The sequence below is a fragment of the Lacisediminihabitans changchengi genome (assembly GCF_016634425.1).
Classification (GTDB): domain Bacteria; phylum Actinomycetota; class Actinomycetes; order Actinomycetales; family Microbacteriaceae; genus Lacisediminihabitans; species Lacisediminihabitans changchengi.
Window position 1 is genome coordinate 350,204 of the sequence record NZ_JAEPES010000001.1, and the last position, 12,243, is coordinate 362,446.

Annotated in this window: 16 protein-coding genes; 9 read left to right on the forward strand and 7 right to left on the reverse strand. The window is 67.9% G+C overall.

Going from position 1 to position 12,243, the window contains the following annotated elements; all coding sequences use genetic code 11:
• Positions 1-43 precede the first annotated feature (43 nt).
• From IV501_RS01685 to IV501_RS01705, 5 genes are read left to right on the forward strand one after another with little or no spacing between them, the layout of a single operon-like run.
• A complete protein-coding gene (locus IV501_RS01685; RefSeq protein ID WP_200554675.1) occupies positions 44-1,219 on the forward strand; it encodes an ABC transporter substrate-binding protein in 1,176 nt (391 codons plus the stop codon).
• Between the two features lie 7 nt (positions 1,220-1,226).
• Positions 1,227-1,994 carry an SDR family NAD(P)-dependent oxidoreductase gene (locus IV501_RS01690; protein ID WP_234698092.1) on the forward strand — a complete coding sequence of 256 codons (768 nt, stop codon included), beginning with the start codon at positions 1,227-1,229 and terminating at the stop codon, positions 1,992-1,994.
• Between the two features lie 34 nt (positions 1,995-2,028).
• The gene (locus IV501_RS01695) at positions 2,029-3,345 is read left to right on the forward strand and encodes an FAD-binding oxidoreductase (RefSeq protein ID WP_200554676.1); all 1,317 of its coding nucleotides are present in this window, start codon (positions 2,029-2,031) and stop codon (positions 3,343-3,345) included.
• The gene (locus tag IV501_RS01700; protein WP_200554677.1) at positions 3,342-4,115 is read left to right on the forward strand and encodes a creatininase family protein; all 774 of its coding nucleotides are present in this window, start codon (positions 3,342-3,344) and stop codon (positions 4,113-4,115) included. The genes IV501_RS01695 and IV501_RS01700 overlap by 4 nt, the downstream gene beginning before the upstream one ends.
• Entirely contained in the window at positions 4,112-4,684 is a 573-nt protein-coding gene (locus IV501_RS01705; RefSeq protein ID WP_200554678.1) for a pyridoxine/pyridoxamine 5'-phosphate oxidase, read from the forward strand. The genes IV501_RS01700 and IV501_RS01705 overlap by 4 nt, the downstream gene beginning before the upstream one ends.
• A gap of 143 nt (positions 4,685-4,827) precedes the next feature.
• Here the strand turns inward: IV501_RS01705 and IV501_RS01710 are convergent, their stop codons facing one another.
• Genes IV501_RS01710 through IV501_RS01720 form a run of 3 tightly spaced genes read right to left on the reverse strand, consistent with a single transcriptional unit; the run spans position 4,828 to position 6,765 of the window.
• The gene (locus IV501_RS01710) at positions 4,828-5,451 is read right to left on the reverse strand and encodes a class I SAM-dependent methyltransferase (protein ID WP_200554679.1); all 624 of its coding nucleotides are present in this window, start codon (positions 5,449-5,451) and stop codon (positions 4,828-4,830) included.
• Entirely contained in the window at positions 5,448-6,455 is a 1,008-nt protein-coding gene (locus IV501_RS01715; RefSeq protein ID WP_200554680.1) for a methylenetetrahydrofolate reductase C-terminal domain-containing protein, read from the reverse strand. Before IV501_RS01715 ends, IV501_RS01710 begins: the two co-directional genes overlap by 4 nt.
• A 13-nt stretch (positions 6,456-6,468) precedes the next feature.
• A complete protein-coding gene (locus tag IV501_RS01720; protein ID WP_200554681.1) occupies positions 6,469-6,765 on the reverse strand; it encodes a hypothetical protein in 297 nt (98 codons plus the stop codon).
• Between the two features lie 116 nt (positions 6,766-6,881).
• Here IV501_RS01720 and allB point away from each other — a divergent pair, with 116 nt between their 5' ends.
• The 3 genes from allB to IV501_RS01735 all read left to right on the forward strand — a co-directional run bounded on the left by allB (position 6,882) and on the right by IV501_RS01735 (position 9,655).
• The gene (allB, locus tag IV501_RS01725; protein WP_200554682.1) at positions 6,882-8,207 is read left to right on the forward strand and encodes an allantoinase AllB; all 1,326 of its coding nucleotides are present in this window, start codon (positions 6,882-6,884) and stop codon (positions 8,205-8,207) included.
• Between the two features lie 63 nt (positions 8,208-8,270).
• Complete coding sequence (gene pucL / locus IV501_RS01730; RefSeq protein ID WP_200554683.1) at positions 8,271-9,164, forward strand: factor-independent urate hydroxylase; 894 nt, start codon at positions 8,271-8,273, stop codon at positions 9,162-9,164.
• Positions 9,161-9,655, forward strand: a complete 495-nt coding sequence (locus IV501_RS01735; RefSeq protein ID WP_200554684.1) for a nucleoside deaminase — start codon at positions 9,161-9,163, stop codon at positions 9,653-9,655. Before pucL ends, IV501_RS01735 begins: the two co-directional genes overlap by 4 nt.
• A gap of 133 nt (positions 9,656-9,788) precedes the next feature.
• Here the strand turns inward: IV501_RS01735 and uraH are convergent, their stop codons facing one another.
• A complete protein-coding gene (gene uraH / locus IV501_RS01740; RefSeq protein ID WP_200554685.1) occupies positions 9,789-10,115 on the reverse strand; it encodes a hydroxyisourate hydrolase in 327 nt (108 codons plus the stop codon).
• Complete coding sequence (gene uraD, locus IV501_RS01745; RefSeq protein WP_200554686.1) at positions 10,112-10,603, reverse strand: 2-oxo-4-hydroxy-4-carboxy-5-ureidoimidazoline decarboxylase; 492 nt, start codon at positions 10,601-10,603, stop codon at positions 10,112-10,114. Before uraD ends, uraH begins: the two co-directional genes overlap by 4 nt.
• Positions 10,604-10,619: 16 nt before the next feature.
• On the opposite strand from uraD, the gene IV501_RS01750 reads away from it, so the two are divergent.
• Positions 10,620-11,165: a nucleotidyltransferase family protein gene (locus tag IV501_RS01750; protein WP_200554687.1), complete on the forward strand. Its 546-nt coding sequence runs from the start codon at positions 10,620-10,622 to the stop codon at positions 11,163-11,165.
• A gap of 36 nt (positions 11,166-11,201) precedes the next feature.
• Here the strand turns inward: IV501_RS01750 and IV501_RS01755 are convergent, their stop codons facing one another.
• Both IV501_RS01755 and IV501_RS01760 read right to left on the reverse strand, forming a co-directional pair.
• Entirely contained in the window at positions 11,202-11,918 is a 717-nt protein-coding gene (locus IV501_RS01755) for a Type 1 glutamine amidotransferase-like domain-containing protein (protein ID WP_200554688.1), read from the reverse strand.
• Positions 11,919-11,962: 44 nt separating this feature from the next.
• A complete protein-coding gene (locus IV501_RS01760; RefSeq protein ID WP_200554689.1) occupies positions 11,963-12,184 on the reverse strand; it encodes a GIY-YIG nuclease family protein in 222 nt (73 codons plus the stop codon).
• Positions 12,185-12,243 lie beyond the last annotated feature (59 nt).

Sequence of the window (12,243 nt, forward strand, 5' to 3'; positions counted from 1 at the left end):
ACCTTCCGCACAGCACCCGCCCCATCCCCACCAAGGAGTATCAATGAACAAAACAGCAGTTCGCTCCACGATCGCGATCGGCGTCGTCTTCGCCGCCGGGCTCGCCCTCACCGGCTGCGCCGGAGGTAGCTCTACCCCCGCAGCGACGAGCGCCAGTGGCATTGGGGACGTGAACCTCTCGAAGGTCTGTCCGGCGGATGTCGTCATCCAGACCGACTGGAACCCGGAGTCGGAGCACGGCCACCTGTACCAGTTGCTCGGCCCCAACCCGGTGATCGACGCCGACAAGAAGTCCGTCTCCGGAGACCTGGTCTACAAGGGCAAGTCCACCGGCGTCAAGGTCGAGATCCGCTCCGGTGGACCCGCGATCGGCTACTCCACCGTCACCAGCCAGATGTACAAGGACAAGGACATCACCCTCGGCTACGTGACGACGGATGAGGCGGTGCAGCTCTCGGCCAAGAACCCGACCACCGCGGTCTTCGCACCGCTCGACATCGGCCCGCAGATGATCATGTGGGACCCGGCCACCTACCCCAAGGTCAAGACCGTCAAGGAACTGGGCACGGCCCTCGCCGCCGATGGCGGAGTGGTGCGCTACTTCGGTGGCGCCGCGTACATGGACTACCTGACCGGCTCGGGCACGCTGCCCAAGAGCGTGGTCGACGGAACCTACGACGGAACTCCGGCGAAGTTCGTCGCAGCCAAGGGCAAGGATGCGCAGCAGGGCTTCGCGAGCGCCGAGCCGTACATCTACGAGAACGAGATCCCGGCTTGGGGCAAGCCGATCGACTTCCAGCTGGTGCACGACACCGGCTACCCGGTCTACGCCTCGGCGATGTCGGTGCGCAGCGACGAGCTGTCGTCGCTCAGCCCCTGCCTGAAGAAGCTCGTCCCCGTGCTGCAGCAGGCCGAGGTCGACTACTTCAAGTCCCCTGCGGCCACCAACAAGCTGATCCTCGACCTCGTCGGTGCGTTCAACAACGGTTGGGTCTACACCCAAGGAACGGCCGACTACTCGGTCAAGGAGATGAAGAAGCTGAAGCTCGTCGGCAACGGCGACAACGCCTACATGGGCGACATGGACTCCGCCCGCGTGCAGAAGGTCATCGACATCGACACCCCGATCTTCACCGCGAGCAACTCCGCCCCGAAGGCCGACCTGAAGCCGGCCGACATCTTCACCAACGAATTCCTCGACCAGTCGATCGGATTCTGACCCGTTCATGAGTGAGCCATCGATGACGACGAGCGGCGGCGACCGGCTCGCCGGCAAACGCGTCGTCGTCATCGGTGGCGCTCGCGGGATCGGCGGCGAGATCGCCACCCGATTCGCGAGCGAGGGCGCACAGGTGGCCGTGCTCGACCGCCTGGTCGAGTGCGGCACTCTGCTTGCCGAACAGATCGGGGCGTCGTTCTTCGAGGTCGACCTCATCGACCCGGTCTCCGCCGAGACCGTGACCGCGGATGCCGTCGCCGCCCTGGGCGGTGTGGATGTCCTGGTCAACAGTGCGGGCATCCTGCGCTTCTCCCCGCTGCTCGATGTGACAGTCGCAGAGTGGAACGAGATCTTCTCCATCAACACCCGCGCGATGCTGACCACCATGCAGGTGGCAGCTCGCGCCATGATCGCGGCCGACCACGGCGGCAAGATCATCAATATCGCCAGCATGGCCGCCAAGGCGGGCGGCGCGAACGAGGGTCACTACGCCGCCTCGAAGGCCGCCGTCGTCGCCCTCACCCGCGTTGCCGCGCTGGAGTGGGGCGTGCACGGCATCACCGCGAACTCCCTCTGCCCGGGCTACATCCTCACCGAGATGGGCGCGGACACCCGCACCGACGACGATGTCGCGACCTGGTCATCCTTCTCCCCGCTCGGTCGACTCGGCGACGCCGCCGACGTTGCCCGGGTTGCGCTGTTTCTCGCCTCCGAAGACTCCGACTACCTCACCGGCCAGGCGATCAACGTCACCGGTGGGATGGTCATGCACTGATCGCTCACCCGCTCCACCCGAAAGGCACCACACCATGACCGACACCATCGACGCTCTCGTCGCGGAACTCCGCGGCATCCTCGGCGATCGCGGCGTGACGACCGAAGACGCCGTGCTCGACCGTGCCTCGGTCGACGGGTCCCGCCTCTCCCCCGTGATCAGCGAACAGCTTCCCCTCGGTCGCGCGGAGCTCGTCGCCTACCCGACCACGGCCGAACAGGTGGCCGAGGTCGTCGCCGCCGCGGTGCGCTACGAGGTGCCGGTCACACCGCGCGGCAAAGGCACCGGCAACTACGGTCAGGCGATCCCGATGAGCGGTGGCCTGGTGCTCGACCTCTCCCGCGCCCGTGCCATCGTCGAGGTCGGCGACGGCTATCTGGTCGCCGAGGCCGGGGCATCGATGGCCGCGCTCGAGCAGGCGGCGAACAAGGCCGGACAGCAGATCCTGATGTACCCGTCCACCGCCAACTCCAGCGTCGGCGGATTCATCTCCGGCGGATCCGGCGGCACCGGCTCGATCAAGCACGGCTCCAACAGTGACGGGTTCGTGAAGGCACTCGACGTGGTGCACGCGGTTCCGGATGCCCGGCTCGTGCACGTGGAGGGCGAAGCAGCCCAGCCCTACGTTCACAACTACGGCACCGCAGGAATCATCGCCCGCGCCACCATCGCGCTGGAGCCACTACAGGACTGGCGCGGCTTCTACGCGAGCTTCGACGACTTCGAGCAGGCGCTCAGCCTCATCCGCCCGTTCGCCGATCTCGAGCCGACACCGCGTCTGGTCTCCGCCGACCTCCCGACGCTTGCCGCCGCGCTGCCTGCCGACGAAGCGATCCCCGCCGACCGCTCGAGTCTGCGCGCGATCCTCGACGCTGCGACCATCGAGGAGGCGACTCGGCTGGTCGAAGCAGCGGGTGGCCGGGTCGAGGCGGTGCGCGAGGGCGCTCAGGCGTCGATGAAGATCAGCATGATGTCGTACAACCACCCGATCGAGTTCTTGCAGAAGGCCTACCCGGACACCTACTTCCACGTGGAGGTCTCGGGCGACGCGCTGGTCGACCGCATCGACGAGGTGCACGCCGTCTACCCCGGCGGCATGCTGCACATCGAGTCGCAGCACGGCCGCCCGATCGGCATGCTGGCCGGCATCTACACGAACGCCGAAGACGTCTTCGCGGGGTTCGAGAAGCTCACCGCGCTGGGGGTCGGGTTCCACAACCCGCATCAGTGGTACGTGGACTTCGAACCGGAGCGCACCATCGCCCTCGCCGCGACCACCGACCCGCAGGGCCTGCTCAACCCGGGCAAACTGGTCGACCCGACGCTCGTTACCGGACGGAAGGTGTCATGAACCGCGACCTCGTCAATCTGAGCGGGCCCGCGGCATCCGCTGCGCTCACCGCGGAGTCGATCCTGGTGCTGCCCACCGGCGCCATCGAGCACCACGGGCCGCACCTGCCGCTGTCGACCGACTACCTGATGGCCGACATGATCGGGCGCGCGGTGGTCGAGACCGCAGCGGACCAGGGACAGGATGTCTGGCTGCTCCCGTCGCTCGCCTACACCAAGTCCGACGAACACCACTGGGCTCCCGGCACCATCTGGCTCACCTGGGACACCCTGATGCAGACCGTGGTCGACATCGGCAACTCCGTGGCGAATACCCCCGCCAAGACGTTGGTCTTCTACAACGGCCACGGGGGCAACATCGCGCTGCTGCAGGTCGCGCTGCGCGAACTACGCCGCCGGTTCGGCCTGCGTACCTTCCTGATGGGCACCGGAATCACCGCCGGCGATGGGGTGAACGGGCCAGACGAACGCGGCTTCGGCATCCACGGCGGCCATGGCGAGACCTCGATGATCCTGCACCTCCGCCCCGACCTCGTCGACATGACGCTTGCCGACCGCTGGGTGCCCGACCACATCGCCGACACCGAATTCATCAAGTTCAACGGTGGCGCGGTCAGCTTCGGCTGGCTCAGCAACGACTTCGGGCCCGCCGGGGTGATCGGAGACGCGACCGGTGCCACCGCAGAGTGGGGAAAGGTCGTCTACGACCGGGCAGTGAGCAACGGGGTGGCAGCCCTGGCCGAGATCACCGGTTTCAGGCACCAGCCGTGAGCGAGCCTGCAAACCCCTGGGATGTCGTGCGCGCCTGGCTGCCCGCCAACGGCGATCCGGAGCGCCCGCAGATGACGCTCTCCACGGTCACCCCGGCGGGGGAAGCGGATGCCCGCACCGTGCTGCTCAGTGAGTTCGGCCTCGAGGGCTTCTATTTTCACACCGACGCGATGTCGCGCAAGGCGAGTCACATCGTCAACAACGCCTCGGTCGCGCTCACCTTCCTCTGGCCCGGGTTCACCAAACAACTCGTGGTGCAGGGCCGTGCCGAGATCGCCCCGCCGGCTGAGGCGACGGCGGCGTATCGCGCTCGATCGCCGTACCTGCAGCAGCTCGCCTGGCAGAACACCTTCGCGTTCGCGCAGCTGCCGGATGAGGAGCGCCACGCAGCCTGGAAGGCATTCGCCGAGGAGCATCACGGCGTGTTCGCCCAGCCCGACACCTGGATCGGCTTTCTGGTGCGCCCCACACGAATGACCTTCTGGCGCAGTGATCCGGAGGCAGCGAGCCGCCGGGTCGAGTACCGCGAGAGTTCGGGCGGCTGGACCGTCGCCTACCTGCCGGGCTAACCCACCCGCTCCTCGTCGACAAACCGCCGGTCGAGTAGCGCCCGCGCGAGGACGCGCGGGATTTCGATACGGCTGCTCCTTCGTCGCGGCCTACTCAATCAACGCCGGTTCGCCGCACCAACGCGCTAGAGCGCGTGCGCTACTCAATCAGCGGCGGGGAGGGGCTTGCGCGCGAGCAACACCGCGTCGATCGCGGTGCCCTTCGGCGTGTCCCGCTCGTACTGGCCGCTGTCGACGATGTCCAGGCCGGGCACCGCCTCGCGCAACTGCTCCGCCGTGGTCAGCACCGCAGCATCCTGAGGGCCGCCGACCCCCCGGATGATGTTGTCCCGGTCGTGATTGATCACCGCGAGCAGCCCGCCGGGGGCCAACGCCGCCGCCGCGGTGGCGAGGGCCGCGGCCAGTTGCTGCGCCGGCAGTTGCAGGTAGGCGATCAGCACGAGATCGACGGGTTCGCGGGCTCGCCAGGTCGTCGCATCCGCTTTCTGCCAGAGCACCTCGAGACCGAGCTGCTCTGCCCGCCCCGAGCCGACCGCCAGACCGGCCGCGGCGAAGTCGACCGCGGTAACCTGCCAACCGCGCTGTGCCAGCCAGAGCGCATTGCGCCCCTCGCCGGCGGCCAGATCGACGGCCGTGCCCGGCGTCAGCCCGGAGAGATTCTCGACCACCCAGACGTTCGGCTCGAGCGACCACACACTGTCACGGCTGTTCGCCGCCTCGCGATACCTCGCGTTCCAGTCATCCGAATTCATTTCGCGCGTATTCATCGCAACTCCGCTCCGATTCGGGCAATGGCCTCGGCGAACCAGGCCTCGCGACCGGCGGAGGTGCCGCCGGAGAGATTGACCCCGCGCACCCCGTCGAGCTGCAGCAGTTCGCGGCTGAGTTCGACGGCCGCCGCGATGCCCTCCTCGAACGGATCGCGGGCGGCGAGAATGCGGGCAAGAAGCCCCTCGGGGAGAACCAGGGTAGTGAAGCTCTCAAGCAACTCGGCGCTCTCCCGATCGACGACGACCGGGACGCAGGGAATGAACGCCATCGTCGCCCCGAGCTGCTGCGCGCTGTCGATGAACTCGCGCACCGGGCGCACCCCGCCGGCGTGATTCACGAAGCAGACCTCCGCGCCGGCGCGCATCTTCTCGACCAGCCGAGCGGCGCGGCGATCGACGGGCGGGGTCGCCGGCGCTTCCCCCACGGAGACCAGGTGGCCGGCTGCGCGGGCCACGGTCGTCGTCCGGGTGGAGTCCAGATCGAAGACAGGGGCGGCATCCGGCCGGTCGCCGGTCAGGGTGTGGTCGCCCGTGACGCAGTGCACCCCGGCGACGCCGACATCGGCGAGGGCGGCCAACTCGCCCTCGATCGCGACGCGGTTGCGGTCACGATTGTTGATGCCGGTCCAGACCGGGATGCCCGCGCTCTGGATGAGGTGCGCACGATAGGCGGGCGGGAACTGCACGCGAGCGTTGCCGGCATCGCCGGCGAGCACGGCATCCGCGTGCCCGACCAGGATGGCAGCACACTCCGCGATGGACGAAGCCGACAGCGCCCGCGCCGGGAAGTCGGCGACCACGATCTGCGTGGTGGCCAGCCGCTCGCGCATCGACGCGGCTGCGGCCGTCGGCGGTGCGATGGTGACCTCCCCCCGAAACTGCACGGTGGCGGTGTCGAGGAAGACGCAGGCGTGCGGGGAGACCTCGCAGCTTCCATCGAACTCGACGCCGCCGCACGGCCCGAACTCCATGTGCTTCGGACAGGCGAGGAGCGCGCTCATGACAGCGAAGTGCTCAGTCCTCTGTAGTGCGCGCCTCGGCGACACTCTCGTCGTAGCCGGCGTTCTTCAGCATGCGGCGCAGGTCGACGACCATCTGCTCGTCGACATCCTTGTGGCGTGGTCGCTCGAAGATCTCCGTCTCGGCGCCGAGGGTGACCTTGAACTTGCCGTCGTGGCGTTCCTCGACCGTGCCGGCGTCTTCGAGCAGCGCGACGACGTCTTTCCATTCGAGGTTGTGACTCACCGGATGCTGCAAGATCTTCGACAGGGTGTCGCGGTGATGGTTGCTGAGGTGTTGGATGTCCGCCATGGTGATCTTCCTTTCGCTGAGTCCGAGCGTAGTGGCGGCACGGGCGACAGTTCCGACCAATTCCAGCCCGATAATTGTCAGGGTCGGGCGTACGCCCGTAAACGGCGGGAGAGCGGATGTCTGAGACCTTCGAACTGGTTCTGAGAGGGTCATCCGTGCTCATCGACGGCGCCTTCCGCCCGGCCGAGATCGCAATCACGGGTGGGCGCATCGCCGCGATCTCCGACACCCACCTCATCGGTATCGAGACCGTCGAGTTGGCCGACGATGAGGTGTTGCTGCCGGGCCTGGTCGACAGTCACGTGCACATCAACGAGCCGGGACGAATCGAGTGGGAGGGGTTCGCCAGCGCCACCCGCGCGGCCGCCGCCGGCGGGGTCACGACCCTGATCGACATGCCACTGAACAGCATCCCGCCGACGATCGACGTGCCCTCGCTCGAGATCAAGCGAGCCGCCGCGACCGGTCAGATCGGCGTTGACATCGGTTTCTGGGGCGGCGCCGTTCCCCAGAACCTCGGCACGCTGCGCACACTCTGGGACGCCGGAGTCTTCGGCTTCAAGTGCTTCCTGTCCCCGTCGGGTGTCGACGAGTTCGACCACCTCAGCGCCGACGAGCTCGACCTCGCGATGGCCGAGATCGCCGGTTTCGGCGGGCTGCTCATCGTTCACGCCGAAGACCCGACCGTGCTCGACGCCCATGCCAACGACGGCGGCGCGGACTACCGCCGGTTCGTCGAGTCCCGCCCCGACCAGTCCGAGGTCACGGCGATCGCGCGGGTGATCGAGGGCGTGCGCCGTCACGGCACCCGCGCGCACATCCTTCACCTCTCGTCGGCCGCGGCACTGCCCGCCCTGCGCGCCGCCCGCGCCGAGGGCCTGCCGATCACCGTGGAGACCTGCCCGCACTACCTCAGCTTCGACGAGGAGCACATCCCCGACGGCGCCACCGAGTACAAGTGCTGCCCGCCGATCCGTTCCAATGCCAACCGCGACCTGCTCTGGCAGGGGCTCGTCGATGGCGACATCGACATCGTCGTCACCGACCACTCGCCCTCCACCGCCGAGCTCAAGTTCGCCGGTGACGGCGACTTCGGCGCGGCCTGGGGCGGCATAGCCGGCCTCCAGACCGGGTTGGCCGCGGTCTGGTCAGAGGCCCAGCGTCGCGGCATCCCGTTGCAGCAGGTGGTGGGATGGATGTCGCGGGGCCCGGCCGATCTCGTCGGACTCACCGACCGCGGCCGCATCGAGGTAGGCGCCCGCGCCGACCTCGTCGCCTTCGCCCCCGCCCAGGAGTTCACCGTGCACGCGTCGGACCTTCAGCACAAGAATCCCGTCACTGCGTTCGAGGGGCGCGAGTTGCGCGGGGTGGTCCGCAGCACCTGGCTGCGTGGCCGACTCACCGACGACGTTCCGCACGGTGAGCTGCTGACCCGCGCGTAACGCGAAACACACAATGGTGATGGCGGTAACACCCCCGTCACACGCGCGGTCCATGATTCGAGGATGGCAATCATCCTGGGCGACCACCAGTACGGCAAGGCCGAATCGCGCCTGGTGCGCATCTACCGCGACAGCCCGCGGCACGAGATCCGCGACCTCAACGTCTCCACCGCGCTGCGCGGCCCGTTCGAGGCGGCATATCTCACCGGCGATCAGTCGAAGGTGCTGCCCACCGACACGCAGAAGAACACCGCGTATGCCTTCGCGAAGTCGAAAGGTATCGAGTCGATCGAGGAGTTCGGTCTCGACCTGGCCCGACACTTCGTCGCCGATATCGACCCCGTCGAGGGTGCCCGGATCGAGATCGAGGAGTACGCCTGGGAGCGGGCGATCGTCGACGGCGCCGAGCACGACCACACCTGGCTGCGCAAGGGTCAGGAAATCCGCACGGCCGCGGTGACCGTCGGCGCGAGCGGAGAGCACGTGATCGGCGGACTCAAAGATCTGGTGCTGCTCAAGTCGACCGGCTCCGAGTTCGCCGGCTTCCTCAGCGACGAGTTCACCACGCTGCCCGAGACCCACGACCGGGTGATGGCAACGGCGCTCGACGCGAAGTGGCGCTACAGCAGCACGGCTGTCGCCTGGGACGAGGTCTACGCCGACGTGAAGAAGCTCATGGTGAAGCAGTTCGCGACGCTACAGTCGCTCGCCCTGCAGCAGACGCTCTGGCACATGGGCACCGCGGTGCTGGAGGCGCATCCGGAGATCGCAGAGCTACGCTTGAAGGCACCAAACAAGCACCACTTCGCTTACGACCTGGGACGGTTCGGCATCGACAACAACAACGAGGTCTTCACTGCCGCAGACCGCCCGTACGGCCTGATCGAGGCCACCATCACCCGCGATGGCGCTCCGGACTCCGGGGACGCCTGGCGCGCATCCGCGGGTCTCGCATGACTCCCGTGACTGCAGGCACGGCCGCGGTAGACGCTCGCTGGCTCGCCCGCACCGTCGAACTCGCGGTCGAGAACGTGGCGAACGGCGGCGGTCCGTTCGGCGCCCTGATCGTCAAGAACGGCGAGCTGATCGCCGAGGGGCAGAACCGCGTCACCGCGAACCTCGACCCCACCGCCCATGCGGAAGTTGTCGCCATCCGTGCCGCCTGTCAGGTCGTCGGCGACTTCTCACTCGCGGGCGCGACGCTGTACACGTCGTGCGAACCCTGCCCGCTCTGCCTCGCGGCGGCGCTCTGGGCCCGGGTCGACCGCGTGGTGTTCACCGCAGATCGGCATGACGCGGCCCGCGGCGGCTTCGACGACCGGGAGTTCTACGAGCTCTTCGGCAAGGAGCGCACCGAGTGGCACATCCCGATCGACTCGGTGCGAACGGATGACGCGCCCGCGCCGTTCGACGCCTGGCTCTCGCGCCCCGACCGCACCGACTACTAGCTCAACCGCTGGTGCCCTTCGGACCAACGCTGGTTGAGTAGCGCCCGAGGAACGAGGACGCGTATCGAAACCCACCACGCGATGACATCGACCCGGCTGCTCGCCCCTCGCGGCCTACCCAACCAGCAAAGACCTAGTTTCCGCGGTACGTCGAGTACGCGAACGGGCTGAGTAGCAGCGGCACGTGGTAGTGCTCGACGCCGTCGACGACCTCGAAGTCGATGGTCACCTGCGGGTAGAAGGTCGTGGTGCCGGTCATGCCGTAGTACGCCTTGGTGTCGAAGATCAGGCGATAGGCGCCCGCCTCGAGCGAGTCCGGTCCCAGGTCGGAGATGCGACCCTCGGCATCCGTGGCGGCGATCGCCAGCGGAGCGCCGGTGCCGTGCAGCAGCGCGACGGGAACGCCGACCGCGGGGGTTCCGGTCGCTGCGTCGAGGATGTGGGTGGTTACATGGCTCATGGTGCCTCCGGTGCGAAGAGTTTTTCGAGTCGAATGAGTGCGATCTCGCGCAGCTGGTCGCCGACGATCTCGAGCTCGGTGGAATTGGGGAGTTCGAGACGTCGCTCGAGCTCTGACAGGATCTCGGCCCGGTCGCGACCGGCGGCGCGGATGATGAACACGCGTCCGAAGCGCTCCTCGTAGGCGGCGTTGCCCGCGGCGATCGCGTCGACCAGGTCGGTCTCCTCGTCACCGAGCCCGGCCTGCTCATCGCGGCTGAACTGCCGCGAGCGGCCCTCGCCGACCGGCTTCTCGCCGATCCGCGGATGATGGGCGATGGCCTCATCGATCTCGCTCGGGCTGAGCGGCGACGCGGCCTCGTTCGCCCGCTGCAAGAGCTCGGCGACGGTGTCGTACGGCGAGTGCGACAGCACCTCGGTCACCCAGCGCTCGACGGCGAGGCTGGCCCATAGGCCGTCGCTCAGCTCGGTATCGCTCACGGGGATCATCTGCTTAACATTACCCATGACCGACCTCACCGGGATCGTCCTCGCCGCGGGAGCCGGCCGCCGCATGGGCGCGCCGAAGTCCCTGATGCGCACCGTCAGCGGGGATCCGTGGAGCGCACGCGCCGTCGACTTCCTCCGAGAATCCGGCTGCGATCGGTTCATCGTCGTCCTCGGAGCGGAGGTCGAACGGTCGAGCGCACTCGCCCCGGTCGACGCCGAGATCGTGGTCGCCGAGCACTGGGAGCAGGGGATGTCCGCCTCCCTCCGCGCGGGAATCCTCGCGGCGAGCGGGGCCGCAGCCCTCATCACGCTGGTGGACCTGCCGGAGCTGCCGTCATCCGTCGGGCAGCGGGTGGTCGGCGATACGTTCTCCGGCAGCACGCTGCGGCGTGCGGTGTTTTTGGGGCGGCCCGGGCATCCGGTGCTCGTCGGTGCTGAACACTGGCAGCCGCTCATCGCAACCCTCGACGGCGATCGCGGCGCGCAGAGCTACCTGAAGGCCAACGACGCGCTCGAGATCGAGTGCGGCGACCTCTCCGACGGCCGCGACATCGACACCTGACGCCGGGGGCGGCGTCGATGCGCGTCCGGCGAAGTTCTACCCGATGGTCGCGACCACCACGCCATCGGTGCCGTCGCTGACCTGCCAGACGTTGCCTCGTCCGCGAACGAGCAACTCGCCGTCGCCCACCACGAGCACTGTCGACTCGTCGATCGCGATGCCGCCCTGCACGAGCCCCGCCTCGGTGGCAGCGATCAATCGAGTGAGCGTCCCCCACTGGGCGGCGTGCACGTCGATGGCGAGATCGACGAAACCGAGCCCCTGCGCGATGGTGACCTCGTCGAGTTGCTCCGAGAAGTCCTCGTCGCAGATCGGAACTCCGCCAAGTCGCCATCCGCCGATGATCGCGGTGTCGGCCGCGATCGCCGCGCCCGCGGAGAAGCCGAGGTACGGGAGTCCGTCGGCCACAAGGAGGCGCAGTTCGTCCATGCGGGGTTCGAAGGCCGCAAGATAGGCCGGCGTGAGACCACCGGCGACGAAGATTCCGTCGATGTCGGTGAGCGCGCTGGAGGGCAGCGTCTGACCGAGCCGGACGAATTCGACGACGGGATCACAGGGCGCGACTCTCGCGAGCGCTGCCAGGTATTGCGCCTGGTGGTCGATGCTCGCCTCATCGCCGACGAAGACCAGGGCGAAGCGGGGCACGAGGCGTTCGGAGCGTTCCGCCCGCTCGGCCGCCTCTAACAGGAAGCCGCCGAAGATCTCGGTCTCGTGTTCGACGGACCAGCCGCCCCCGACCAGGTGGATGCTCATGCGATCACGGTAGCGCGAACCGCTGGTTGAGTAGCGCACGCCGTCTACGGCGTACGCGTATCGAAACCCGACGAACTACCACGCGGCCGACGCTTGACACTCAGGCCGGGAAGGGAATCCAGATTTCGAGCAATCAACGCCTCTCGCTTCTTGCGGCTCCACCCTTGGATCTGCTTTTCGCGCTGATACGCCTCGTCGATGCGCTCGCATTCTTCGGCGAACACGAGTTCGGCCGGAAGCCGCTTTCGTGTGTAGGCGGCGCCCATTCCGTCGCGTACTGCTGCGGGGGGTCTCGATACGCGTCCTCCCGCGGACGCTCGGGCGC

Coding starts and splice junctions, on each gene's coding strand:
- IV501_RS01685 (WP_200554675.1), top strand. CDS start 44: ATGAACAAAACAGCAGTTCGCTCCACGATCGCGATCGGCGTCGTCTTC.
- IV501_RS01690 (WP_234698092.1), top strand. CDS start 1,227: ATGAGTGAGCCATCGATGACGACGAGCGGCGGCGACCGGCTCGCCGGC.
- IV501_RS01695 (WP_200554676.1), top strand. CDS start 2,029: ATGACCGACACCATCGACGCTCTCGTCGCGGAACTCCGCGGCATCCTC.
- IV501_RS01700 (WP_200554677.1), top strand. CDS start 3,342: ATGAACCGCGACCTCGTCAATCTGAGCGGGCCCGCGGCATCCGCTGCG.
- IV501_RS01710 (WP_200554679.1), bottom strand. CDS start 5,451: ATGAATACGCGCGAAATGAATTCGGATGACTGGAACGCGAGGTATCGC.
- IV501_RS01715 (WP_200554680.1), bottom strand. CDS start 6,455: ATGAGCGCGCTCCTCGCCTGTCCGAAGCACATGGAGTTCGGGCCGTGC.
- IV501_RS01720 (WP_200554681.1), bottom strand. CDS start 6,765: ATGGCGGACATCCAACACCTCAGCAACCATCACCGCGACACCCTGTCG.
- allB (WP_200554682.1), top strand. CDS start 6,882: ATGTCTGAGACCTTCGAACTGGTTCTGAGAGGGTCATCCGTGCTCATC.
- pucL (WP_200554683.1), top strand. CDS start 8,271: ATGGCAATCATCCTGGGCGACCACCAGTACGGCAAGGCCGAATCGCGC.
- IV501_RS01735 (WP_200554684.1), top strand. CDS start 9,161: ATGACTCCCGTGACTGCAGGCACGGCCGCGGTAGACGCTCGCTGGCTC.
- uraH (WP_200554685.1), bottom strand. CDS start 10,115: ATGAGCCATGTAACCACCCACATCCTCGACGCAGCGACCGGAACCCCC.
- uraD (WP_200554686.1), bottom strand. CDS start 10,603: ATGATCCCCGTGAGCGATACCGAGCTGAGCGACGGCCTATGGGCCAGC.
- IV501_RS01750 (WP_200554687.1), top strand. CDS start 10,620: ATGACCGACCTCACCGGGATCGTCCTCGCCGCGGGAGCCGGCCGCCGC.
- IV501_RS01755 (WP_200554688.1), bottom strand. CDS start 11,918: ATGAGCATCCACCTGGTCGGGGGCGGCTGGTCCGTCGAACACGAGACC.
- IV501_RS01760 (WP_200554689.1), bottom strand. CDS start 12,184: ATGGGCGCCGCCTACACACGAAAGCGGCTTCCGGCCGAACTCGTGTTC.